This is a genomic window from Flagellimonas sp. (assembly GCF_965601775.1).
Taxonomy (GTDB): Bacteria; Bacteroidota; Bacteroidia; order Flavobacteriales; family Flavobacteriaceae; genus Flagellimonas.
This window is the reverse complement of record NZ_OZ271837.1, coordinates 1,940,059-1,965,355: the sequence shown is the minus strand read 5'-3', so window position 1 is coordinate 1,965,355 and position 25,297 is coordinate 1,940,059. Positions and strand designations below refer to the sequence as shown.

Sequence of the window (25,297 nt, the reverse complement as noted above, 5' to 3'; positions counted from 1 at the left end):
ATTTCCAGAAAAGCTATATTTATGCTGTCAGCACATTCCGGGTTCTAACTGAAAAACATAATCTTATGTCTAAAACAAAAAGTCATAAGCGATGTTCGAACCATAATGTTGACATCCCTTCGAAAGATTCAGAGAAATCATCTAAAATTTCATTACCAATTAGCCCCGCCCAACGGGAACTCCTTGAGTTTGCCGATACGCTGGACGGGCCGGATTTGGTACAATCCCTAAAATTGGTGCACGATATGGCGCTATACGATTCCTATGGCCTTATAGATGGGCCGGAGAAGAATGCGCTCTATGCCACCAAATGCCTTTGGGAGCGTATTGAGGCGATTGTAAAGGAGTCCTAAGCCCTGTCATTTCGAAGAAGCGTGGCGACTGAGAAATCTAAAAGGTATTGTTTACAGTATATCCTGGAGGACGTATGCCGTTCATTCGCAAATAGGCAATGGCCTGTGCTCTGTGGTGTGCCGTATGGCTTTCGCCCCGTATAATTAGGTCCAAGTTGGTATGGCCGGATAAATAACTGGGTTTTTCCTTTTCTTTTCCAAGCGGAAGGTCGGAATCCTTTACTTTGGCCAAGCTTGAAAGCACATACGCATAGGTCTTGGTAAGATAGTTTCGTATGATTTCTTTGTTCTCCGTAGGGTCTCTTTTTTGTAGTGTGTCCGGCTGAAAGACATTTATCGCATCCGGTGGTTGAATTAAGAAGTCGGCCTCCATAAGCGCGTAAAAATCCTTGTAGGTTTTTGAATCCACAAGTATTCCAAAATAGGTTACATTGATAAAGCCCAGATGCAAGAAGTGTTGCGCAAAACTGAATTGCTCTTCAGTTGGTCTAAATTCAATAGTCTCGGCGGGCATGGCCTCCAAAACAGCCAAAGAGTATTCCTCCGATTTCTTCCAGCGTTTGATAAGGATTTCCATAGTTGGATTGTACATCGGAATCTTTGCAGAAAGAAATGCCAATGGAGATAGTCCCAATACACTTAAAAGCAATCTTCGATTCATAGGCATGGATTTAAAACCGTTCCTTTCGAAAGTATTCAATAAAGCAAGTTGGGAAAAGCCCAAAAATGTTAATCAGACGGGTACTAGTCCCTTTTTAATGGATTCCGCATCAAGTTAGGAATGACGGATGATTTCTTTTTGTCATTGCGAACTGTCAGACTGAGCGTAGTCGAAGTCAAGTGAGAAATCTCCACTAGAATAGATTTCTCGACTGCGCTCGAAATGACTGATGGATTCTTTTTGTCATTTCGAAGAAGCGTAGCGACTGAGAAATCTCTTTATTGGACTTCTCGCTTTCGTTCGAAATGAAATATGTTCACGGTTAGATGGGATTCTGAACCTAGTTCAGAATGACGGGTAGGTTTTGGATTCCGCATAAAGTGCGGAATGACAATAATTGTATTGCGTTCAGGACCATGCATACAGAAAAATCAGATGTTTACACAGATTTTGAGTGGTGGGAATAGTTTGGGTTTTAAATTAAGGACATAAACTAGAAAAATGGTCAATAATACTACGCTCCCAATTCTCTCTTTGGTCTGTTTGTTTACTTCTATCTCCGTGCTTGGACAAGAAAACAGTACTTGGTATTCCTATGGCATGGAAGGTGATAAACAAAAAATCACGGAGTACAAGGACATTATCACCTACGAATCGGTTAGGGAAGAGGAAAGTCCCTATCCTGCACGGGTGGACACCGTTTTTATTGAAAAACGCATCAACGACTCCATATATATTGTCACCAACAGAACCCGGGAAGGGGCCATAGCCTTAATGGCAAGCCGATGGTTGCAAGACGGAGCTATTAAATCCATTGGCATCTATTATCCTAGAGATGATTTTGAATCCCTTGAAACCACTTATAAAGAAAAAGGATTGCCTGCTTGGCAAGAGTTGACCCGAAGATGGGTTTTTTCTGAAGCAAAGACCAAAGAACTGGACCAGGCTCCAGGCTATGACGAAGTGACTCGAGAAGCCATGTTGGGCGCGCTTTCCATCCGAAAAGAAGTCACTCCTTATATAAAGCAGTATATGACCGATAACCCAGACACCCAATCTTGGCGCATGTATCGCTTTGTGGAGGTGAAAGCCCAACAAAAGTTTATTGAGTTGGGCTACAATCCCTATAAACGGGTGCCCTACAATTTTGAAAAACAGTTTGAAGGGGATGAAGAAATCATCAAGGCCCTGACCGAACCTATGTCGTTTGAGTAAGGGTCAATCCACAATTCCTTTTTCTTCTAACCAGGCTCGCATGGTTTCGTAATAGGAATCACATGGAGCCCAGTTTGTTGCGGATAAATCTTCACGCCAAGCACATGTGACACACTGCTGCAACACATGATTACAGTTCTCAAACACTTGTATGGCAAGTTTTGCGTCTGGATTTACCCCAATGGTTTCTTCGTATAGCTTTTTTGTTTTGCGCCAATCCACTTGGGAATCGTTGGCACCGAACAGGCCCAAAACAGGACAGTTAATCTTTAAAAGGGTTTTATCAAAATCATCTATATAGACCCAGAGCCCACTTTCGGCATCAAAATGGCCTTTTCCAGTATACTGCTGTTGTCCTTCTTTAAATTTTTTGATGTCTTCTTCGGTTACCTCTCCAATTTCTTTATACCCGAATAGTTTTTGACATGTACTATCTTGTCGTAGCGGTTGTGTCGCTTTTAGATAGTCCTCATAACTACCTTTCGTATTATAAATTTTGTGTCCCAGCATCCAAGCATTATATAAGCGCTCGGCTTCGGCTTCTTTCATACCGGAAATGAGTAAGTTCGATTTAAGGAGATAGCCAAAGTTCTCTTTATCATCCGTACCGCTGACCGAAATCCAGAAATCCATAGGATATTGTTCATTGATTAGGGGAACAATCCAACCAGCACGACTAATGCCCCAAAATCCAATTTTGTCAGAACCAGGAATTTGTAATCTTTTAATTTCCTTAATAGCTGCAATGGCCTCAAGGGCTGAATTCTCAACGGGTTGTTGTGCATCAAATACCCCTTCGCTATCCCCGCAACCCATCTTATCCCAAAGCACAACGGTTAATCCCGTATCTACCAGATTTTGTCTTAGCCTACCGAACCATTTCCCCTTTACAAAATTGGTTTTTCCATAACCAGGTATGATAATCACAATGGCTTTTGAGTTTTTATTTTCTGGTTTTTCAATTAATCCCCTTAAAGTTTTGTTCTCAAATTGAAATTCAAAAGGTTCGGATGACATTTGGGCCAATACATTTGAAGTTGACCAGAAGAGTAGGAAGCCAAGGATACAGGCTGTTCGTTTTTTCATAGGTTCTCTAGTTGACTGTCAAAAATGAAGTAATTCGTGCTTGCTAAAGACCGTAGAATTTTGGAAGTGTTACACTTTTTAGGCAAGCTTCAACCAACTAGTCAATTGAGTTTCTTCAGGATATCAGAACTAACCCATTTTAACTTCCCATCATTTGAGAAAAATATAAATTTTCCATCGGCAGAAAGGGAAGGGGCGAAATCTTGGTCCGTCCTATTTATTTTATCCCCTAGATTTTGTGGTTCCGTCCAGTTCCCGTTTTGGTCTTTATGGCTAACATATAAGTCACTATCCCCTTTTTCGTTGATGGAGAAAAGTATAAAGCTCTCATCCGGAGCAATGTAAGGGTCAAATTCATATTTTTCGGTACTCAAGGGTCTCCCTGCATTCTGTGGTGTTGAAAACGTCAAGTCCCCAAGGATTTTAGCGGTATAAATATCAAACGAACCCTCACCACCTTTTCTATTTGAAGAGAAGAAAACATTTCCTTTATCCGAAATGGAGAAAAAATACTCGTCAAAATCTTCAGAATTTATAGGTTCTGGAAGAGGTTGGGGTTTTGTCCATTTTCCATTGCTGTTGTTGGCATACCAAATGTTCCATTCCAAGTTTTCGTCTCTAGGGCTAGTCGGTCTTTTGGATATAAAATAGATTCTATTTCCATCTTTGGTCAGAAACGGGTCTGCATCACTATGGTTTGGGTCGGAGAAGGATGCAATTTTTGGTTCGCTCCATGTTCCATTTTCCTTTTTTGAAAAGTAGATATTTTCATTCCCGCTGATTGTGGTGAAATAAATTTGGTCGCATGGTTTGATTTCAACATTGAATTTAAAACTCCCATTTAAATCCAAAACTTTAGGGTTGAAATCTTGTGGAACTTCATTTGGTATGGGTAAATCAAAATAAGGACAGTTGTTTTGTTGACCTATTAAAGCCTGTGACGCTATCATCAGGATGAAACTGAAGATTATTTTTCTCATGATGTTGTTAGTTTCTTTGAGGACAATCGGTTTTTGATTTTGTTACAGGTATTGGAACTTTTTCTTCCGTGGTCATAAATCTTTCTCAAAATAAATCGCATCATCAAAGGGATTATGTCGATACGCTTCAATTTCCTTGAAACCAAATGCTTGATACAGTGCGATGGCCGTTTTCATACTTTTAATGCTATCCAAGCGGATTTTAGAGTAGCCTAAACTGCTGGCTTCAATCAAAGCCTCATTCATCATTTGTTTCCCAATGCCTTTACCCCGATGGTGCTTTTCCAAAAACATGCGTTTTAACTCACAAATGTTCGCTTCCAACTTTCTTAAAGCGAAACAGCCAATGGGTATTGGGTCTTCAGCATAAATTAAAAAAAGAGCACCTTCTGGCGGTCCATATTGATTTTCTACATTCCGTAACTCTTGGTCAAAACCCTGGAAAGAAAGGTCAATCCCAATGTCCTTTGCATATCTTTCGAACAAGGTCTTACCCAATTTGAATTCCTCTTCGGATGTTGCTTTTTTAAAGGAAATCATGGTTAATTCAATAAGGAATTCCAGTCAAATGGCACAACTAATTTTCCAGTGCAGTACTTAGCTTCTCTTGAAACTCTCCCAAGGTATTCCAAACGGCATAGAATTCTTCCACGCCTTTTCGATTCCGTATGGAAGTGTTTATCATCAACACGCGCCCTAGGTTCGTATCTGGGTCAAAAAACATAAAAGTGGCTATACCAGGGTCCCCTCCTGTATGGCCAATATAGCCGCGCGGAGTATATCCCATAAAAATCCCGGTGTTGTACTCATCATCATAATCATTTTCCTCATCCCGGTCTGGAAAACTTTCGGCAGGCAACTGTTCTCGAAACAGTTCCGCATAGCTTTCGGTGCTCACCAAAGTTCCTTTGCCAGAATTTGCTTTAATGAGTTCGGTAAGATACGTTCCCAATTCGGAAACATTGGTTATAAGTCCACCATCTGGATAGGTGATGAGTGAATAAAAGGGTAATTCTGTATCTGGGGCTGCATAAAGTTTTGAGTGTTTATGCATATCAATTGTCTCGAAAGACCAACCCGAAGTCTCCATTTGTAGTGGTTTCAAAATATGTTCCTCGGTAAATTTGTCATAAGTCATACCTACGGCAATTTCCACTACAGCAGCCGCTAGTGTAGCACCGATATTGGAGTATTCATAAATAGTTCCGGGTTTATTTTGGGAAAACCCCTCAGGTAAATACCATTCCCCGTTTTTATCAAGCAGCTTTCCTAAAAAATCGAGCATGGGGATTTTGGTATCTGGCGCATTGAATTGTTCGTTCACGTCTGAGAGGGTAGTATCAACCTGTTGTTGTTTATCTTTAAGAACGTAGGCCTTGTTGTCATAATAATCAGAATCTATTATGGAGGAGGTGTGGGTCGCCAAATGTCGGATTGTTATGGTATCCTGTGGATGGGTTGGATTCATAACTTCGAAGGGTAAATAATCGGAAATGGGGTCATCCAAATTGAGTTTTCCCATTTCGTGGGCCTTCATCAAGGCAATGCCAATCAAGGTTTTTGATACCGAGCCAATATTTTGAATGGTTTTTGCCGTGTATTTCTCTTCTTTTTCTATATCAGCATAACCTATTCCAGTTTCATATAATGTCCCATTGGCATCTACAATGGCTACTCCAAACCCATTGATTTCACCTTGTTTATGGATTTCCACCAGCTTTTCTGTCAACGAATCCTTTAGAATTTCCAAGGCGTTTTCCTCTGGAGCTTTGTTTTTTTGTTTACAGGAAATAAAGAGCACAATGGTAATACTCATTAGGGCTATTCTTTTCATTGAATTTTTTTTAATGATGATTAAAACAGATAACGGCTTACTTTGAAGTTTGGTCAATGAATTCATCCACATCCGTCTTGAACTTTGCCATGGATGGGATATGAGTGTACATCATATGTCCTGCTTCGTAGTATTTCATGATGATGTTCTTTTTCAACTCTGCATCCAATCCCATATGGTTGATGGAATGTTCAACCCCATAGAAAACAGTGGCCAAATCATAATAGCCATTGAGGATTAGGATTTTCAAATTGGGATTTCGTTTCATGGCAGAGGTCATATCCGGAAGAGTGGTAGTGGCCACTTGCATGTTCCAACTAATGTTGCCCTTATGTTTCCAATCCCACTTAAACCCTTTTCTTGTGCTAGCCGTTGTAGTATAGGTCAAATCCTTTCGGACCTTAAGATTGTTGTACAAATAATCCTTGAAAGCAGCAATATAGGGTGTGGAAATAGCGTCACTTTGGGGGTCTGTTAGGGCATTTTGGGATAAAGGGTCCTCGTTTATTCCAGTGAATCTTGAATCCAATCTACCCACGGTACGCCCTTCTTCTCTGAGGAATTCTTGAAAGTACTCTCCGTTAGTCACGCGTAAATCTGCTTTTAGGTAAAAATCTGGGCTTAAACCCGAATAATCCCCTAGCTTTTGAGCCACGGACGACCTTTCAGCAACACTCAATTGGTCACCTTTAAGAAGGGCAGGAGCATATTCGTTTTGTGTAAAGGCACGAACTTCATTTAAAAAGGTTTCCAGGCTAGAACCCTTGTCTTTTACCTTATTGTGGTACCAGGCTGTAGCAGCGTAGGTAGGGAAATGGATGAGGTACGCGGTATCATCCCCGGGACCAAACAGCAGATGTTGTAAATCAAATACGGCAGACACCATAATAACCCCATTCATGGCAATACCTTTATCCTGAAGATGTTTCACGAGACCCGCATTTCGGAAAGTACCGTAGCTTTCACCTAGCAAGTACTTTGGGGAATTCATTTTATTAGCCTTAATAATGAACTGCTCAATGAACAATCCGATGCTTTGAATGTCTTGGTCCACACCCCAGAAGTCTTCCCATTTAGCTTCACCCACAGGTTTGCTAAAACCTACCCCCACGGGGTCAATCATGACCAAATCCGCCTTATCTAAAATGGAATATTCATTATTGACCACCTTGTAGGGTGCCGGTTTGGTATACGAAGGGTCATTGATTTCAATCCGTTTAGGACCCAATACCCCAAAATGCAACCAAAATGAGGCCGATAACGGACCCCCATTAAATGCAAAGACGATAGGTCGGTCTTTACTGGAATTGGTTTTTCTGTAGTGCGTAAACCCAAATAGCGCAATGGGTTTGTCGTTTTCATCTCGTAATAGATGGGTTCCGGTTTCCGTAGCCAAGGTGATGGTTTTTCCTTTAATGGAAACAGTTTGCGTAGATGTAAAGGTCTCTGCTTGGGGAATTTCCTTTTTCATTTCCTTTTCTTGGCCAAATACTACGGTTCCGAGAATTAAAAATGTTAGGATAAAAATTGATTTTTTCATGTAGTTCGGTTCTTCTGGTTTGTTGAATAGAATAACCTTCAAAATAAGACTAAAAAACGATTTTACTGGAGGTTTTAATTTAAAAAGAGGGCTTAAAGCGTATTCAAAAAACTAGTTAAGTCCGTTTCTCTATCCAGTCCTAGTTTCTTTTTTAATCGGTATTTCGATTTTAAGATACTTTCTGGAAGTACACTGAGGGTGGCCGCAATTTCTTTTGTGGTCAGATTCATTCGCAGAAAGGCCGCTAAACGAATTTCTTTTTCAGAGATGTCGGCATAAAGTGTCTTGAGTTTTTGGTCAAAATCGTTGTGTACATCCGCAAAATAGGTTTTGAATACTTCCCAATCTTTGTCCGAAGCATTTTCCTTTTTAAGGAGCATCACGATGCGACGAAATTCTGCTTTGAACTTTTCTGGGGAGTTCTTGAGATTTTCCAAATTCTCTTTCAATTCCTGGATAAAGGTGTTCTTTTGAACTAAGTGTAGGGTTTGACTTGCCAGTTCCTTTTGTTTGTGAGCGATTTCCTGCTTGTAGATTTCCTCCTGTTTCTCTCGAGCAACACGGTTTCTTTTGATGCGTTGACGGTATCCAAAAACGGAAAGCCCAAATAAGGCTAGGGCAGAGGTCATACCTCCCGCGTAAAGGCCTTTTTGAAGTTTGTCGGCACGAGACTTTTCATTTAGAGTTTTGATTTCTTCTTCTTGGAGAGCGATTTCAGCTTCTTTTTGTTCGGTTTGGTAAATAGTTTTCAGTTCTTCGATTTGCTGGGACTTGGTTAGACTGAAGATACTATCATTGATTTCTTGAAACCTTCTCTCATCCATTAATGCTTTTAGGGGACGGTCAAAAATCTCCTGTGTTTGAGCACGGTATTTATATGCATTCTTTTGCTGGTCCAGGGCGCCCAGCGAGTCGGCGATTTTCAATGCCGTGTTCAAATGATATATGGAATAGGTATAATCTCCTTGGAAAGCAAGAACATTTCCAATTTCATTGCGAATGGTGGCTTCGTTCAGCTTAGAGTTGAGGTTGAAGTTTTTCTGTAAACTTTGATGCAATAAGTCATACGCCGTATTATAATCTGAACCTTTTTTTGATAGGATTCCAAGCTGTAACAAAGAATGGATTTCCATATCCAAAACATTCAATTCCCTAGATAGTTCTAAGCTCTTTTTGAAACAAGCTTCTGCCTTGTTCAAGTTTTCGGCGGCCAGATAGGATTTTCCCATTTCGCAATAAGTTTTACATTGCCAGACCTTATCACCAAGGTCATTATACATATTCAAAGCATCCATTTGATAGGCTATGGCATCATTATGGTTTCCCTGCAGGTATTCAATGTAACCTAGTTGTTTTTTGGTGTCAGCATCTTGCCAAGGTTCTTCCTGAATGGTGTCGAACATCTTCATGGCCTTTAGCGTTTCTTCCAGTGCAATCTTATAACTTCCTTTGTCTATAAAAACGGTGGCTCTTGATCTAATTGCACCTGCTAGTTTTAAACTATTTCCAGTGTTATTGTTTATTGCGATGACTGTGTCGTATAGGTCAATTGCTCTTCGGTAGTTACTTTTCAGTTGTTCCACAATGGCCACAGTAGTTAACGTGGTTGCCTTTCGCTGAGGGTTTTTAAGCTTATCCCATATATGAAGTGATTTGTCAAACCAGTACAGTGCAGAGTCATTGTCTGCGATGACCTGGTAATAGGTGCCCATGTGGTAGAGCGCCACTCCTGCACTTTCTTCAATTTTTAGTGCAGTGGCCAAATTGTAAGCCTGAAAGGCATATTCTTTTGCTTTTTTCGGAGTATTATAGAGTTCAGCGTAATATAATTCCTCTAGGTTTTTGATTTTTGGAAGTCCTTCAGTGATTGTGTCATGAACTTTAAGCAGACTGTCCAACAGTTTGTTATTCTGACTAAAACTTGTAGTGCTTAAGGAACATATAAGAGCTATGGCGAAACATTTTCGAATCATTATTTTAAGAGGTTGATTATAAAACCAAGATACCAATTATATCAGTTGTCAAAACACCCGATTCTAGAAAGCAAAAGAGACTTGTCCATAAAAAGTCTATGAATCTTCAGTCTAAACATTGGTGGCTATCCTTTGAAAACCTTTGATTTTACTAGGCTTCTCAAAACTTTAAATTTATGCCACAAAAAGCCATGTCCATGTGCTTTTTGTGGTCTATCCATGCTACTTGTCCATACTTTGTCCATGGATAAAATTAGGATTGGGCATGTCCTGCTTCTAGTTTTGAGGTGTTGAATCCTAAAAACCAAGAAATTATGAAAGCAAAAGGAACATTCAAGGCAATCACGGCTTTGATGATGGTCTTGCTCATTGCTGCAGCAGGATGTAGCAAAGAGGAACCCACGGTTGATACTCCAAATCCCCCAGGCTCGAATCCTGACCCTTCTGGTGATTTTGACGAAACAGACGGGGGTGTCAATGAAGATGACCTGGTAACGTTTACAGGTGAAATAGGTATTAACATTGATGCCAGGGAACATTTCAAAAAAGGGCAACCCGTAGAAAAAGTTCGTGTAACCCCAACCAACACGAGCTTCTTTGAAGAGCAAGTACTGACAGTGGACAGATTATATAATACGGCCCAACTTAAATTTGCAGTCGAGGATATTTCCGATGAAATGGAATCGGCACTCCGGGCAGGCATAGATCTGAAGTTTGATCTTTTGGATACTTCAGATAGCGAACTGTATTCACAAACGATAGAAAAAGTACTCTTTAAAGAAAATGGAAATAATGTGGGTTTATCCGCCATTTCGGTTGAGGACCTTAATGATGTAGTCTCTTTGAATCCTGACATTCCCTATTTTTTCCAATTCGTTGGTGATGATGGAAGCCTCACAACGGATGCCTTGGATACCCAAGATGGATTGGCTTTCAGTGATCCAACTGAAGCTCTATTAATACCCCTAATCTATGGCAAATACCAAGTGGATACCCCTACCTTGAAACAAAATGCTCAGTTTTTGGATGCAGACAACTCACAACAATTCTATTTCCAACCCCATCAAGGAGAGGAAAATGTATATTCGATTGTGTCTAGGGAGAGCAATAAATATATCCAGTCTGTAACCTTAGGCGAATTGCCAGGCGCTGGGGATACAGAAATATTGATTTCCAATGTAACTCGCACCAACAATGTTTCATCCTTGGGAAATGAATTCAAATTCAGAATAAGCAAGGAGGGCAACCAATATAAATTATTGAACTATACCACTGGCCATGCCCATGAATTTTATCAACGGCTCGAGGAAAATACCGTTGTGGTCGTTACCTATGACACATTTGTGACTACTTTCGCCAGCGCTGCTAGTTTTGAAGGACAAAACTTTAGAATTGTGTCCACGCAAATACAATACGAATTGGAAGATATTGCCACTTGGTATGGTGAACCGATACTTCCTTCCGTTAAAAATGGCTTTGAGGTAAATACCACCCTTACCAATTGCACCTCTGAAACACAATCCCAGACGTTTCAATTGAGTGTCACCGAGCAGTTGACCTTCAGTAATTCTTGGGAAGAATCCGTGGAGGTGGTCAGCTCTTTTGGAGGAGAGACCAGTGTGGCCGTGGAGGCGACAGCCGAGGTATCATTCTTCGGGAACGGAGGTTCCGTCACAGGAAGAGCGGAGCAGTCCTTTAATTATTCCAAGTCTATCAGCGAGCAAAACACCATATCAGAGGGAACCAGTACAACCGAGCAACAGGAATTTACAAGCAGTAGAACCGTTAATGTACCCCCAGGAAAACAGACTCAGGTTTATGATGCTGTGCAGACCTATGAAAACATCACCATTCCATACGTGCAAGAAGTGAAGCTTACGGGTACCGACCCTAATGGAACCATAATTTCCGGACAAGAACTGGCGACTCAGGCATTTTTCGGGGGGATTACTGGGACAATTACCGAGATAGGTGACACTTTTATTGTGATGACCTTAAGAGGGGTAGCGGAATTTGAGAATGCCATTGAAGTTGAGAGCAACGCCGTGGAATCGGATGCCAGTTGCAATTAATCCATAATACGCAGTCGGCCGCTCAGGTTGGGTTCAACAACTTGATGCCGGCTGTTATTTTATCAACAATATTCAATGTGCATTTAACAATTAACAATGATTAATCACTACAGTAAATACTGCTAATTGAACATTGTTCATTGTAAATTGAAGAAGGTCATTTCTTCGCTTCTACAAGTTCTAGTTGATCCACACTTACGTTGGTAGTAAACATACCATAGTTCACCACAGCTTTTCCTTTTTCCAAGGTGTCTATGCTACCCACGGCCTTACCATCAAACATACGAACCCGGTCTCCAATTTTAAAAACGGGTCTGGGTTTGTTCTTTTCAGCTTTCTCGGCTTTCTTTTGTTCTATTTTCTTTTCTTGGCGAACCTTGACAATCTTTTTTTCAAGCTCTTGGGCGACCTGTTTTTGTTGTGCTTGCTTCGCTTTGGCTTGCTTGGCAGTCGTTTTCTTCCGCTTACTGTTTTCCGTTTCTACGATGCGAAGCAATTCAGAAATCAAAGGTCTTTTTTTGTTGTCGATAAAATAGCGTTCCGCTGCAGTGTTGACCTTATTGCCCAATTGTATCATGCGCTGGCTGTGGTCATACAGCTCTTGGTAGTTTTCTAGCTTCGTTTTGATTTTGGTATTCAGTTTTTCCAACTTCTCCGCTTCCTCTCGAGCTTTTACTTCTTCCTCTTGTAGTCGTGAACCGGTTTGGGCCATTTTATTCCGCTCCTTTTGCAATTTGGCAATGGTGGCATCGAAGCGGACCTTGCCACGCTCAATCTTTTTCTTTGCTTTATTGATAAGGTTGTAGGGAATCCCATTTTTTTGGGCTACCTCAAAGGTAAAGGAGCTTCCTGCCTCCCCTAAAACCAATTGAAAGGTGGGTTCCAGCGTTTTTGAATTGAATCGCATATTGGCATTGGTGGCATGAGGTAGCTCATTAGCCAATGCCTTCAAATTTGCATAGTGCGTAGTAATCACCCCATAGGCTTCCCGTTCATAAAAGACCTCCAAAAATGCCTCCGCCAGGGCACCACCCAATTCAGGGTCAGAACCCGTACCAAATTCATCAATCAAGAAAAGGGTTTTATCGTTGCACTTCTTTAAGAAGGCATTCATATTCTTAAGCCTATAACTATAGGTGCTTAAGTGATTTTCAATAGATTGATTGTCCCCAATATCGGTCAATATTCTATCAAAAAATGCAACAGAACTGCGTTCATGAACCGGAATCAAAAAGCCGGATTGAAGCATCACCTGCAACAAACCAATGGTTTTCAATGTGATACTTTTTCCTCCAGCATTGGGTCCCGATATCACAATAATTCTGTTCTCAGGATGGAGTTCAATAGTCTGGGGCCAAGTCTTTTCCTTCTTCAACTTATTGGAAAGGTAAAGTAGTGGATGGTAGGCATCTCGAAGATATAGCTGTCTATCTTGATTGATTTCTGGCAATATCGCATTCATTTCTTCCCCATACTTGGCTTTTGCAGCGGTTAGATCTATTGAAATGAGATAGTCTTGATATCCTTTGAGTAATTCTTGATAAGGACGAATAAAGCTGGTCAATTCATTCAAGATTCTTTGAATCTCTTCTTTTTCATCATATTCCAAATTGTTCAGTTCGCGTGTATAGGACAATGTGGCCTCTGGAATGATATACACGATACTTCCCGTTTTGGAAGAACCCATGACCGTGCCCTTTACTTTTCGCCGATGCATGGCCTTAACGGCAAGAACCCTCCGGTTTTCTACTACCGATTCCCTTATCTCATCCAAAAAATCTGAAGCTTGATACCGTTGCATGGCCATTCCAAAACTCTGGTTGATTTTGCCTCGCACCTGATTGATTTGATGACGAATATGCTTTAACTCTACTGAGGCCGAGTCACGAATCTCTCCAAATTTGTCGATAACATGGCCAACCTCTTCGGGAATGGATTTGTTTTCCTCAAACTTTTCAGATAACTCAAATAAGAGAGGATAATACTCCTTGAATTTTTTGAAGAACTTTTTATGGATACTTAGCGTGCTACATATACCTGAAATCCTTCGGAATCCTGATATCTCCAAAGTGGTATTTTCAATAGAAAGTAGTCGCAATTCGCCATTGATGGGGTCAAAACCATGGTTTGGAATGCGGTTTTCATTAGAAAATGAGGCAAGATATTCAGAAGTCCTGCCCAATTCGTCCAACAAAACCTCTTGAATAAAGAAGGGTTCAATTTGAAGTGCAGCTTCTTTTCCCATCTCCGTATTACAGCGTGCTGAAACCTGCTCCAGCACCGTGGGAAATTCTAAATCTTGTAACGTTTTGGGATGTATTTGCTGCATTTTCTTTTTCTAGCAGCGCAAAGATAGGATTTTGGGACGTAGCCAAAAACCAAGAGTATCAGAACAACCCTGTAATTTCACCATCGTCAGTAATATCCATTCCTTCCGAAGCTGGGTGAGCCGGTAATCCGGGCATGCGCATAATGTTTCCTGTAATTGGAATCACAAAACCTGCCCCGGCTGCAATTTCAATTTCTCGTACCGTGATTATAAAATCTTTTGGCCTTCCCAGTAACTTTGGGTTGTCTGATAACGATTTTTGGGTTTTTGCCACGCAGACCGGTAATCCGTCTAACCCCAGATCCGAAATCTTCCTCAGGTGGGCCTTGGCTTTTGCAGTATAGTCCACATGCTCGGCCCCATAAATTTCCTTGGCAATGGTTTCAATCTTAGTGGTAATGGACAGTTCCCAAGAGTATAGTGGTTTAAAATTAGAAGTGTCCGATTCAATAATATCCACCACATGTTGGGCTAACTCCAAGGCACCTTCACCCCCTTTTGCCCAGACTTCTGCCAAAGCCACCCGAACTCCATTTGATTCAGCAAATTTTTGGATGACTTCAATTTCCGCTTCGGTATCAGTTAAAAATCTATTTATAGAGATTACCGGAGTGATATTGAATTTTGCAATGTTTTCCAGATGCTTTTCGAGATTGGGCAAGCCCTTTTGGAGTGCTTCGACATTTGGCTCCGTCAAGGATTTTAAATCAGCACCACCATGGTACTTAAGAGCGCGAATGGTTGTTGTGAGCACTACCGCCTTCGGGGATAAGCCAGCACTTTGGCATTTAATATCGAAGAATTTCTCCGCACCCAAGTCAAAACCAAAGCCTGCTTCTGTCACAGTATATTCAGAATGTGACATGCCCATCAAGGTGGCGATAACCGAATTCGTTCCTTGAGCGATATTGGCAAAAGGACCCCCATGTATAATAGCCGGATTCCCTTCAATGGTCTGAACCAGATTTGGTTTGATGGCATCCTTTAAAAGAGCGGTCATCGCGCCTTGGGCCTTTAGGTCTTTGGCATAGATAGGTTCCTTGTCATACGTATAGCCCACAAAAATGTTACCCAATCTTCTTTTTAAATCACTTAAATCATCGGCTAGACAAAGAATAGCCATGATTTCCGAAGCTGCTGTAATATCGAAACCTGTTTCCCTGGGCACTCCGGAAGTAGTACCACCCAATCCGACAATCACATTACGTAGTGCTCTGTCATTTACATCTACTACACGTTTCCAGCTAACTGTTCTGGCATCGATGCGCAGCGAATTGGTTTTACTTTGCAGGTTATTGTCAATGAGTGCCGCTAAAAGGTTATGGGCTTTTTCTATAGCGGAGAAATCCCCGGTGAAATGAAGATTGATGTCCTCCATGGGAAGGACTTGGGAATACCCCCCTCCGGTGGCACCGCCTTTAATCCCGAATACAGGGCCTAGTGAAGGTTCCCGTAAAACCACTGTAGTTTTTTTGCCCAATCGATTTAAACCTTCGGATAGTCCAATGGACATGGTGGTCTTACCTTCTCCGGCTGGAGTGGGTGAAATGGCTGAAACCAAGACCAAATTACTTTTGGAAGCTTTTTCTCTATTAATGGCTTTTAGAGGAAGTTTCGCCTTGTGTTTACCATACATCTCAATCTCATCTTGGGCAACACCAAATTTCTCTGCAATTTCAGTGATGTGTTTTAATTGGACTTTTTTGGCAATTTCTAAATCGGTCATGGTTTGTGGCTTTTGGCTAATATGGTTTATTGAAGAATGGCAGTAATCAATTTTTCAGTTCCGAAACGAACGACATCGGTGGTGGGCAGTCCAGTAAGTTTTTCTACCGCTGTAACCTTCTCTTTTGCCTCTTTTTCTGAAAGGCCAATAGTGTTTAAAGCTATCCCAAGGGTTTTACTGGAATTTTGCGAGCCACAAACTTTGGCAACATTTTCATTGAGTTTGATGAATTCGTCCAGAGGTGGAATAGGTACATGAGATACTGGGAATCGTAAATGGTCATTCGCAGCTTTGTGGCAAAGTATGAAATGGGTTGGTTGAGATCCACGAATCAAAGGAAGGGTAGCGGTACTCCCAGGATGGGCCAATGAGCCTTGTCCTTCTACTATTACAATACCTTTGTCACTTTGCTGAAGAACCGCTTCTTCCACCGCACCTGCTGCCTGGTCCACTTTGATGGCATCCAACGGAATCCCATTTCCCATTAAGGTAATTCCAATTTGTCCAGTTGGTACAAAACCCACATTGGTTTTCCGGTTAAGTAGTTCCGCATATAATTCTAAACCAGCTGTCATTTTGCCAGAAGCCATATCTGTACCAATCATCAGGATTCTCTGGTTATCTAATTTTGCCGCCTTTCCGGTTGCTATAGGGTAGGAAGGTTTGGGTTTCCGGACATCCCAAATCCTATTGGTTTTCAAAAAATGACCAAATCGAGCATTTAAATCATCGTGTAATCCATTTATCAGCGAAAGACCGTGCTTTAAGGCAAAGGTAACAGGTTGGTCCCATGAATCAGGGAATTTACCACCGCTAGGGGCTATACCCAATACCATGATTTCACTACCCTTGTCTATAGCTTCTTTTACAGTGGACACTACAGGGATAGAGTAGGGTAAGCCAACCGCTTCTTCAACAGTTTTGCCAGTAAATTTGGAATCAATTACACAAACAATGGGATGTTTGGAAAAGCGCATAAGCCCGAAGCCCATTTTCCCGGAATCATTATCTAGAGCGCCTTCCATATAAATGCATAGCTTTTGCTGAATATCGAACATCTAAGTTTCAGATTTGAATTTTCCACCATGTCCAGGAGCTTCCGTAGGCATGGTTATTTGATTAATTAAAGGCGCTCCTTCGCAAGGGTCAGGATTGAGATTTAAATGGGAATCCAAATCGATATGGTCCAAAGCTCCCGAAACAGCAGCACCGGCGGCAATGGATATAGACGATTCTCCCATGCAACCAATCATTGTTTTCAAACCAAAGGCTTTTGCCGTTTCTATAATTCGCAAGGCTCCTGTTATACCACCACACTTCATTAACTTCATGTTGACACCGTCAACGGAGTCCGCCCATTTTGGAATATCTGTTGCAAAGCGACAGGATTCATCAACAAAAATCGGTAAAGGTCTGTTTTTGAATAAGAAAGGAAAATTCATCTCTTGTCCTTCTTCAAGTGGTTGCTCTACATATTCACACTGTCTTTCTGCGAGCCATTTCATCATTTCTTGGGCTTCTTCCACATTCCATCCACCATTGGCATCGACTCGAATGGAAATAGGATATTTTTTATGGTATTCCAATACCTCTTGGTACATGGCCTTATCCGCTTCTATACCCTCGTTACTGCCTAATTTGACTTTTAGGGTTCGGATACCCTCATTTTCCAAGATTAGCGGAAGACGTTCCCTTGCTTCTTCTGGAGACATAATTCCCAAAGTGATGGAAGTGGGGTGCTTCGGCTTTGCAAATCCTAGAAGTTGATAAAGGGGCATATTCGCTTTTTTGGCCTTCAAATCCCAGAGGGCCATATCCAAAGCAGCCAAAGCGCAGGGTGCAATTCCCAATTCTATTGCTGTATCATAAGTCTCATGGGGAGCATCCAGATTGTTTTGCTGACTTAATAGCCTTTCCACTTCTGATTGGGCTATTTCAGGAGTTTCAGCACCTTCAGATAATCCCGGAGAAGTTTCACCCCATCCAACTAAGTTACCTTCCTTGACCGATACGTATAAATTATGCTGACCGTCCCGAATCCCCCTACTTATGCGCAGAGGGAACTTTTTCTTCAGATAAGTTATTTTGAAATCAACCCGTTTTTCTGACATGCGACTCTTTTGGATTCTCTAAAATATTGGTTTTGCAAGTGGTTTCAAAAAGATGGCCCACAAGTTTTTTTAACTATTTTCATACCATGAACGTACGTATTGAACCGAGTTGGAAAACCAAACTTCAGCCTGAGTTTGAAAAGCCCTACTTTAAGCTATTAATTGAGTTTGTAAAGCAGGAGTATAGACAAAATACATGCTACCCCAAGGGGAAAGACATTTTTGCTGCCTTCGACCATTCTCCTTTTTATGAAACCAAAGTGGTTATTATTGGACAAGACCCTTATCATGGGCCAAACCAGGCGAATGGACTTTGCTTTTCGGTGAAAGATGGCGTTCCCCATCCACCATCTTTGGTCAACATTTTTAAGGAAATCAAGGTGGATGTCGGTACTCCTTACCCAAAAAGTGGAGATTTGGAACGTTGGGCCAACCAAGGGGTTTTGCTACTTAATGCTACGCTAACCGTTAGAGCGCATCACGCTGGAAGTCATCAAAATAAGGGGTGGGAGCAATTTACAGATGCCGCAATTCGTACTCTTTCAACCTATTCCGAGGGACTGGTTTTTCTTCTTTGGGGCGGTTTTGCGAAGAAAAAATCAACTTTAATAGATACCTCAAAACATCATATACTTACTTCAGGACACCCTTCCCCACTCAGTGCAAACCGTGGTTTATGGTTTGGAAATAAGCATTTTAGCAAAACAAATACCTTACTATCCAAAATGGGAAAACCGTTAATAACTTGGTGAATAAACTATCAGTAAAACTGTTAAAATAATAAGATATTTCGTACGTTTATTACATTAATAGTAATACACGCAAAACCCCGTACGTTGAAAAGACTGAAGTCGGTACTTCTTGTCGATGACGATGAGACTACAAACTTTTTAAACAGATTTTTCCTTAATCAATTGGATGATGGCCTCCCCGTAAACATTGCCAGCAACGGAAAGGAAGCCATTGACTTTTTGGAGCACGAAAGCAATCCAGAGGAAATGCCCTGCTTGCTCATTCTCGATACCAATATGCCCATAATGAATGGTTGGGAGTTTTTGGATGCCTACGGAAAGCAATTTGATACTGAATTCAAAAAAAATGTCGTGGTTGTCATGCTTACTGCTTTGGATACGAAGGAAACCACAGAAATGGCATTGGCAAATCCGAATGTTACCGACACAGCACAGAAACCGCTTTCTGATTTAAAATTCAAGGAAATAATCAAAAAGCATTTTTCTTAATCAAGCAAGAAGTTACTTGCAGGCATTACCTCTTCAATTTGATTTAGATGTTTCAATTGGATTTGCACCTCATCCACCGTTTCTTGTCGTAATTGATTTTGCCCCCATCTGGTTTTGGATAGCCAACTTCTTATATCCTCCAGTTTTTGTCCATATCTGTTCGCTAGGGTACGGTCTATACTGGGAATGGATTTGAACTCAAGCGTATATGTATTGATTACTTCCAAAATATGGTTTAGTAAGCTACCACTTTGAGTAATGAATGTTTGGGTTGCAGCGATTACGAAACAGGGCCAAGGCGTTGGAAAATCACCAAGACGCTTCAAAGTTCCATTGTCTACCCAAGGTTTGGTGGTGAAATGTTCCCACATAAAGTAAGCATCGGAACCTTTATCAAAATTCTCCAATGCACCGTCTAGGTTATTTATAATCTTGAATTGAAGGGAATCGATGTCCCATCCTTTCTTTTTGGCATGTACTGTGGCCATCAAATGACTTCCACTTCCCATTCTGCTGATGGCTATCTCTTCTTTTTCCAAATCCGATATGCTTTCATGAGGGCTGTCCTGTCTTACATGAATTCCCCAAAGCAAGGGGGAAGAAACATACTCTTGTACAATTTTTACGGGATTACCATTTGAAATGCTCTTAATAATTCCTTCGGTGAGAATAATAGCGAGGTCGGTTTCATTTTGCTGTAGCATCTCTGACATTTTTCCGGTTCCTTCGGGAATATCGGTCCAAACCAAATCAATGCCTCTTTCTTCGAAAGCCCCTTCTTCTATGGCTAAGTGCCACGGGAGGTTAAAGTGTTCAGTAACTCCAATGATTCTAACGGTCTTCATTTAACTTGGCTTGCAAATAATCATAAATAGCATATTGAGAGCGAATATCCGGTTCATCTTTTTGCTTTTGAACCCTTCGATTACTGTCTTCAGCATCCAAAACTCTAGCCTTGACGTTATCGCTCAATTGAATGTATAAAATATCTTTCAGTTCTTGAAAAACATTTTCATCCAAGATTGGTGTAAGTACTTCAATTCGCCGGTCTAGATTCCTGGTCATCCAATCTGCAGAACCCATATACATTTTTTCCTCACCCCCATTTTCAAATAGATAGATTCTACCATGTTCCAAATAGCGGTCCACAATACTTGTGATGTAAATAGGTTGTTCTTTTTCACCTAAGGATTCTTCCGAGGGAGGAATTAAACAACAAAAACCCCGCACCAACAACCTAATTTGAACTCCGGATTCACTAGCCTTGTACAATGCCTTAATCATCTTGGAATCTTCCAAACTGTTCATTTTGAGTGTGATTTTGGCCTTTTTCCCTTCTTTCGCATTTTCGATTTCATTTTCGATGAGTTCCAGCAGGGTGTTTCTGGTTGTGAAGGGTGAGACTAAAAGATGCTTCAATTTGGGAACTATCAGTTTTCTTTCCAACACTCCAAAGACCTGGGCTAGATCTGCGGTAATCTTTTTGTGGGCAGTAAATAGTCCATGGTCACAATAGAGCTTGGCGGTTTTTGCATTAAAGTTCCCTGTTCCGATATAGGCAAATCGCTGTAAACCTAACTCATCTTCGCGTTCTACCAGCAATATTTTGGAATGCACTTTGATTTGTGGAACGCTGAAAAAAACCTTAGCACCTTGCTCTTCAAAAATACGTCCCCATTTGATGTTGTTTTCTTCATCAAATCGAGCTTGAGCTTCCACAAAAAGAACTACTTCCTTTTTGTTTTTAAGGGCAAGTAGTATAGCGTCAGACAGTACCGATGTTTTGGCTATACGGTAAAGTGACATTTTTATTCGGGTGACCTGCTCATCAGTGGCGGCTGATTGGATAAATTGTTCCACCATGCTAAATTCCTGATATGGAAAATGAATTAATTGGTCTTTTTCAAGAATAGTTTGGAACAGGGTCTTGCTATTGGACAGTATGGGGTGTGGAAGAGGTACTTTTTTCTCGTAAGACAGTTCGTTATCCTCAATTGGATTAGGAAAACCAAAAAAATCGGAATAGTTATGGTGTTCACCGCCAGGTACCAAGTCCACATCGTCCAAATCCAATTGTTCCTTTATAGCGGTCTTCAAGGATTCAGGCATATTTTGGTCATACAGTAAACGGGTAGGTTGTCCGGAATTACGTTTTACTAGGGATTTGTAGATAACATCCACCAAATCGGTATCCGTATAGTCATCCTCTAGGTATAACTCCGCGTCCCTAGACATTTTAATGGCAAAACAACCTTGAATTTCTTGATTTGGGAAAAGCTGATTTAGGTTGAGTTTGATTACATCTTCCAAAAAGACATACTGATAGTTTTCCCCTGGAATTTCAATAAACCTTGGGTACAAATCCGTAGGAACTTTTATGATTTCAAAAGCTGTATTAGATAGTTGTGCGATAAGATAGATTTTGCCATCCTCGAAATCTTTTGGCTGTTTAACCTGAAGTATGGTACAGTCGGCAGCAATTTCTTTAAACCAGTTCGCTAAAAATTCGCGCTCCTGACGATTTACTTCTTGTATTTTCTTAAGAACAACCCCTACTTGCTTTAGGCTTTCCAAAGTGTCTTGAATGATTTCGCCAAATCTATTTTGTTGTTCATCTACCTTTTTTAAAATGAACTTTAGCGTTTTGTTGGGTTTGGCAATCAGTTTTTTTCTAAGTTTTTTATCAACCGACTTTAGTTGTCGAAGTTGAGATACCCGAACTTTGAAATATTCATCGAGATTAGAAGAAAAAATCGCAAGGAACTTTATTCGCTCCAGCAAGGGTGTAGTTGGATTGGCAGCTTCCAATAAAACCCTTTCATTAAAGTATAGCCAGTTGACATCCCTATTTTTCAAGGATCTTTTGTTCATAACGAAGTTTTTCTAAAATTATGGAAAGAGAAGTGACCTTATTTAAAGGTAACGTTAAGCTGTCTTAGCTTACCAGTTTATCCAGAGTATATTTAATCAACCTATCCACAGTTTTAAAACCATTTGAGGAAAACTCACCAGTTATCCGATTAGCCAGGATAGCATTTAAAGAAACCGCGCGATGTCCATTTAGTTTTGCTAACCCGTATATGCCGGCAGTTTCCATCTCCAAATTAGTAATCAACCGGTTTTCAAATGAAAAGTTGGCAAGTTTAGTATTAAAGTCTTTGATTTTAGGTGGGACACGCAAAGTTCTTCCTTGTGGACCATAAAAACCAGAATTTGTTACGGTTATACCCAATCGTATATCAGTTGATACAATCGTATTGGCAAGTTTTTCATCGTAACTAACGGCATAGGGATGTATTCCGAACTTCTCCCATCTTAACTGGGACGCAAGTTCACTTTCCAAATTCAAATCTCTAACATGTTCAGAATCGTAAAAGTGTAAAAGGCCTTCAAGGCCAATTGCTGTGCTGCTTAAAAGAAACGAATCCACTGGTATGTCAGCCTGAATTGCACCAGAAGTACCGATGCGTATAAAATTTAACCGTGTTTTGTTTTCCTTTATCCTACGTGTTTTGAAATCGATGTTTGCCAGGGCATCCAATTCATTGAAAACTATATCAATGTTATCAGTTCCGATTCCTGTTGAAATTACAGTAAGCTTTTTGTTTTTACAAAAACCGGTGTGCGTATAGAATTCCCTACGTTCTTTTTTAATTTCAATGGAATCAAAGTATTTGGATACAGATTTTACACGTTCAGGGTCACCTACGGTGATTATGGTATCCGAAATATCATCAGGAAGTAAATTCAAGTGGTAAATACTACCATCGGGATTCAGAATTAATTCTGATTCTCCAAGCGTCATTTTAGAGCTTTAGAATTCTATCTGTTGTAGAATTATATAAGAAGTTATACTTTAAGGAACCTCCCAAATATTGCTGATTATCACGTATTTGAGAATAATAGTTTATTTTGTTGTTCAATACCTCCTTACCTTTTTTTGTCAATTTAATAGGATTGAAAGAACTTATCAATGGACGAAGGGATGAAATAATTCGATTGTACTGGGTGTCTCCAAAACCATAAACACCTTGATTGCTTAGAAGCGACCTAAGAAGCTCTTCTTTGGAATCCAAATTTTCATGCGCAATAGTGGTCAAAACCTTGTTTTCAAGCGAGTTCAATCCATTTTTGATAGTCGGATAACGCTTCAAATGTGCCTTTAAGGCATCAGAAAGGTATTCGAACTGAAATGCATTGTGGTTAATTACATTTTCCAGTCGCATGGGATTATCACTACAGTAAAGCTGCCAAACATAATCCGCAAATTCAATATCGTCTTGGGTAAGACTTATGCGATTCTGGTAAAGGGAGAGCAATTTCTCGTCACTAATCTCATTCAATCCATACAACTTGTCGCTTTCATCTTCCTTGCCACTGCATACCAAAGAAATATCGGCGTGTCTTCTGTGGGTTTTTAACCAACTTATCACTGCCAACATGTTAATTTGACAAAACAAATCATACTCAAACCAGAGTACAATTTGGTCCTGTTGCTTATGATTACAAAGTGAACGGTATTCTTTTAGCGTCTTTTCTACAAACCACGATTTCGAGACTTTGTAGTTTTTATTTAGGAACTCAAATCGGGTTTTCCAAAAGGACTCACTCCCAACATTGCATAGGGTTTTTCCCTCGCAGAGCATTTCGCGCCATGTTATGATATCTCCCTTAAGGTCAAGTGTTTTTAATCTAGAGGTAAAACTGTCCCCGTTGGTTATGTGCAACAGTGAATTCATTTTCAGTTTTAGTTTTCGTCGGTTAGAGTTTTTAAATGTAAGATTAAAACGAAAGACTCAAAAATTTTTTCCTAAAAGCTTGGTTTTCAAGGGTGAATTTTAACAAGTTTCCAAGAATACCCCCATGTAAATGAAAAACCCTTAATCAACCACCAACCCGTTTTACGGAAAACCCATTGGACTTTAGAAACTCCATAATCTTATCTCGGTAGTCACCTTGAATGATTATGGAATCATTTTTAAAACTTCCTCCAACGCTTAACATGGACTTGAGGTCCTTCGTCAGTTTTTTAAAATCAGCATCTGCACCATTATACCCATCAATTATGGTGACAGGCTTCCCCTTCCGCTTTTCATACTTGCACAACAAGGGTTCTTCTTGAAGCCAATAGGGGGATTCCTCTTTCGTATTGTCGGTTTCTTCCGGAGTATGATCGGGAAATAAGTTTTTTAACTGGTCTTGGAGGTCCATGGTTCTTATTTCTTTACCAAGCCTAGTTCAATTAATCTCTCATTGAGATATTCTCCCGCTGTAGTATCCTCAAAACCTTTAGGATGCTTATCATCGATACAATTTTCCAAACAGTTTAAGGGCATCTCGCTCACGGGGTGCATGAAGAACGGAATCGAATACCTGGAAGTGCCCCATAACTCCTTTGGAGGGTTCACTACCTGATGGATCGTAGATTTCAATTTATTGTTGGTCAGCCTGGAAAGCATGTCACCCACATTGATCATGAGCTGGTCTGGTCGAGCAATGGCGTCCACCCATTCACCCTCATGGTTCTGGACTTGAAGGCCTTTACCGTGGGCACCCATTAACAAAGTTATCAAGTTGATATCACCGTGGGCAGCTGCTCGTACTGCATTTTTAGGCTCCTCTGTGATGGGAGGATAATGAATTGGTCTCAATATGGAATTTCCATTTTTTATCCATTGGTCAAAATAGGTTTCTTCCAAATCCAAATGAAGTGCTAAAGCGCGCAATACATATTTGGCGGTCTTTTCTAATTTTTGATAGGTTTCTTTCCCAACCGTATTAAAATCGGGTAGCTCTTCCACGAATACATTATCCGGATACTCTTCTTCAAGTTTTGAATCATCTTCAACATATTGCCCAAAATGCCAAAACTCTTTGAGGTCGCCTTCTTTTTTTCCTTTGGCATGCTCTTTCCCGAAGGAAGTATACCCTCGTTGCCCACCTATGCCCGCTATTTCATATTTGTCCTTTACCTCTTGCGGTTGATGGAAAAAATCTTTGATTTCACCATAGAGTTTGTTTACGAGTTCATCCTCTAAAAAGTGCCCGCTAAGAGCTACAAAACCGATATTTTCAAATGCCGCACCAATTTCTTTGATAAACTTTTCCTTTCGAGCGGGATTATCGGAAACGAAATCTCGAAGGTCAACGCTGGGAATTGCACTCATAACGATACA

At 40.6% G+C, this 25,297-nt stretch carries 22 protein-coding genes; 5 read left to right on the top strand and 17 right to left on the bottom strand.

Annotation, left to right across the window (positions count from 1 at the left end; all coding sequences use genetic code 11):
* Nucleotides 1–65: 65 nt before the first annotated feature.
* The gene (locus ACSLUF_RS09070; RefSeq protein ID WP_435625797.1) at nt 66–353 is read left to right on the top strand and encodes a hypothetical protein; all 288 of its coding nucleotides are present in this window, start codon (nt 66–68) and stop codon (nt 351–353) included.
* Between the two features lie 37 nt (nt 354–390).
* Here ACSLUF_RS09070 and ACSLUF_RS09065 read toward each other — a convergent pair whose 3' ends face one another.
* Nucleotides 391–1,014 (bottom strand): DinB family protein, encoded by a 624-nt coding sequence (locus tag ACSLUF_RS09065; RefSeq protein WP_435625796.1) that lies wholly within the window; start codon nt 1,012–1,014, stop codon nt 391–393.
* A gap of 501 nt (nt 1,015–1,515) precedes the next feature.
* Between ACSLUF_RS09065 and ACSLUF_RS09060 the strand changes: the two genes are divergently transcribed.
* Nucleotides 1,516–2,229, top strand: a complete 714-nt coding sequence (locus ACSLUF_RS09060; protein WP_435625795.1) for a hypothetical protein — start codon at nt 1,516–1,518, stop codon at nt 2,227–2,229.
* Nucleotides 2,230–2,232: 3 nt separating this feature from the next.
* Here the strand turns inward: ACSLUF_RS09060 and ACSLUF_RS09055 are convergent, their stop codons facing one another.
* From ACSLUF_RS09055 to ACSLUF_RS09030, 6 genes are all read right to left on the bottom strand, one after another.
* A complete protein-coding gene (locus ACSLUF_RS09055) occupies nt 2,233–3,315 on the bottom strand; it encodes an alpha/beta hydrolase family protein (RefSeq protein WP_435625794.1) in 1,083 nt (360 codons plus the stop codon).
* Between the two features lie 101 nt (nt 3,316–3,416).
* On the bottom strand, nt 3,417–4,295 hold the full coding sequence (locus tag ACSLUF_RS09050) for a TolB family protein (RefSeq protein ID WP_435625793.1): 879 nt from the start codon (nt 4,293–4,295) through the stop codon (nt 3,417–3,419).
* Nucleotides 4,296–4,367: 72 nt separating this feature from the next.
* Nucleotides 4,368–4,835, bottom strand: coding sequence for a GNAT family N-acetyltransferase (locus ACSLUF_RS09045; RefSeq protein ID WP_435625792.1), 468 nt, complete (start codon nt 4,833–4,835; stop codon nt 4,368–4,370).
* Nucleotides 4,836–4,872: 37 nt separating this feature from the next.
* Nucleotides 4,873–6,129, bottom strand: coding sequence for a serine hydrolase domain-containing protein (locus ACSLUF_RS09040; protein ID WP_435625791.1), 1,257 nt, complete (start codon nt 6,127–6,129; stop codon nt 4,873–4,875).
* 37 nt (nt 6,130–6,166) lie between these two features.
* Nucleotides 6,167–7,669: a S10 family peptidase gene (locus ACSLUF_RS09035; protein ID WP_435625790.1), complete on the bottom strand. Its 1,503-nt coding sequence runs from the start codon at nt 7,667–7,669 to the stop codon at nt 6,167–6,169.
* Between the two features lie 92 nt (nt 7,670–7,761).
* Nucleotides 7,762–9,642, bottom strand: coding sequence for a tetratricopeptide repeat protein (locus ACSLUF_RS09030; protein ID WP_435625789.1), 1,881 nt, complete (start codon nt 9,640–9,642; stop codon nt 7,762–7,764).
* 314 nt (nt 9,643–9,956) lie between these two features.
* Here ACSLUF_RS09030 and ACSLUF_RS09025 point away from each other — a divergent pair, with 314 nt between their 5' ends.
* Nucleotides 9,957–11,714 carry a hypothetical protein gene (locus ACSLUF_RS09025; protein WP_435625788.1) on the top strand — a complete coding sequence of 586 codons (1,758 nt, stop codon included), beginning with the start codon at nt 9,957–9,959 and terminating at the stop codon, nt 11,712–11,714.
* A gap of 157 nt (nt 11,715–11,871) precedes the next feature.
* On the opposite strand, the gene ACSLUF_RS09020 is transcribed toward ACSLUF_RS09025, so the two are convergent.
* From ACSLUF_RS09020 to ACSLUF_RS09005, 4 genes are read right to left on the bottom strand one after another with little or no spacing between them, the layout of a single operon-like run.
* Nucleotides 11,872–14,043 carry an endonuclease MutS2 gene (locus tag ACSLUF_RS09020; RefSeq protein WP_435625787.1) on the bottom strand — a complete coding sequence of 724 codons (2,172 nt, stop codon included), beginning with the start codon at nt 14,041–14,043 and terminating at the stop codon, nt 11,872–11,874.
* Nucleotides 14,044–14,101: 58 nt separating this feature from the next.
* Complete coding sequence (locus ACSLUF_RS09015) at nt 14,102–15,769, bottom strand: formate--tetrahydrofolate ligase (RefSeq protein WP_435625786.1); 1,668 nt, start codon at nt 15,767–15,769, stop codon at nt 14,102–14,104.
* Nucleotides 15,770–15,795: 26 nt separating this feature from the next.
* Entirely contained in the window at nt 15,796–16,827 is a 1,032-nt protein-coding gene (locus ACSLUF_RS09010) for a DUF1611 domain-containing protein (RefSeq protein ID WP_435625785.1), read from the bottom strand.
* On the bottom strand, nt 16,828–17,880 hold the full coding sequence (locus tag ACSLUF_RS09005; RefSeq protein ID WP_435625784.1) for a dipeptide epimerase: 1,053 nt from the start codon (nt 17,878–17,880) through the stop codon (nt 16,828–16,830).
* 86 nt (nt 17,881–17,966) lie between these two features.
* Between ACSLUF_RS09005 and ACSLUF_RS09000 the strand changes: the two genes are divergently transcribed.
* Together ACSLUF_RS09000 and ACSLUF_RS08995 are read left to right on the top strand one after the other, a co-directional pair.
* Nucleotides 17,967–18,632: a uracil-DNA glycosylase gene (locus ACSLUF_RS09000; protein WP_435625783.1), complete on the top strand. Its 666-nt coding sequence runs from the start codon at nt 17,967–17,969 to the stop codon at nt 18,630–18,632.
* 84 nt (nt 18,633–18,716) lie between these two features.
* Entirely contained in the window at nt 18,717–19,121 is a 405-nt protein-coding gene (locus tag ACSLUF_RS08995; RefSeq protein ID WP_435625782.1) for a response regulator, read from the top strand.
* Here ACSLUF_RS08995 and ACSLUF_RS08990 read toward each other — a convergent pair.
* The 6 genes from ACSLUF_RS08990 to ACSLUF_RS08965 all read right to left on the bottom strand — a co-directional run bounded on the left by ACSLUF_RS08990 (nt 19,118) and on the right by ACSLUF_RS08965 (nt 25,288).
* The gene (locus ACSLUF_RS08990; RefSeq protein ID WP_435625781.1) at nt 19,118–19,966 is read right to left on the bottom strand and encodes a substrate-binding domain-containing protein; all 849 of its coding nucleotides are present in this window, start codon (nt 19,964–19,966) and stop codon (nt 19,118–19,120) included. The two genes, ACSLUF_RS08995 and ACSLUF_RS08990, sit on opposite strands and share 4 nt — an antisense overlap.
* A complete protein-coding gene (gene ppk1 / locus ACSLUF_RS08985; protein WP_435625780.1) occupies nt 19,953–21,992 on the bottom strand; it encodes a polyphosphate kinase 1 in 2,040 nt (679 codons plus the stop codon). The genes ACSLUF_RS08990 and ppk1 overlap by 14 nt, the downstream gene beginning before the upstream one ends.
* 64 nt (nt 21,993–22,056) lie before the next feature.
* Complete coding sequence (locus ACSLUF_RS08980) at nt 22,057–22,926, bottom strand: nucleoside phosphorylase (protein WP_435625779.1); 870 nt, start codon at nt 22,924–22,926, stop codon at nt 22,057–22,059.
* 1 nt (nt 22,927) lies between these two features.
* Nucleotides 22,928–23,860 carry a DUF1835 domain-containing protein gene (locus ACSLUF_RS08975; protein WP_435625778.1) on the bottom strand — a complete coding sequence of 311 codons (933 nt, stop codon included), beginning with the start codon at nt 23,858–23,860 and terminating at the stop codon, nt 22,928–22,930.
* 145 nt (nt 23,861–24,005) lie between these two features.
* A complete protein-coding gene (locus tag ACSLUF_RS08970; protein WP_435625777.1) occupies nt 24,006–24,332 on the bottom strand; it encodes a translation initiation factor in 327 nt (108 codons plus the stop codon).
* A gap of 5 nt (nt 24,333–24,337) precedes the next feature.
* Nucleotides 24,338–25,288 carry an isopenicillin N synthase family dioxygenase gene (locus ACSLUF_RS08965; RefSeq protein WP_435625776.1) on the bottom strand — a complete coding sequence of 317 codons (951 nt, stop codon included), beginning with the start codon at nt 25,286–25,288 and terminating at the stop codon, nt 24,338–24,340.
* Nucleotides 25,289–25,297: the final 9 nt, after the last annotated feature.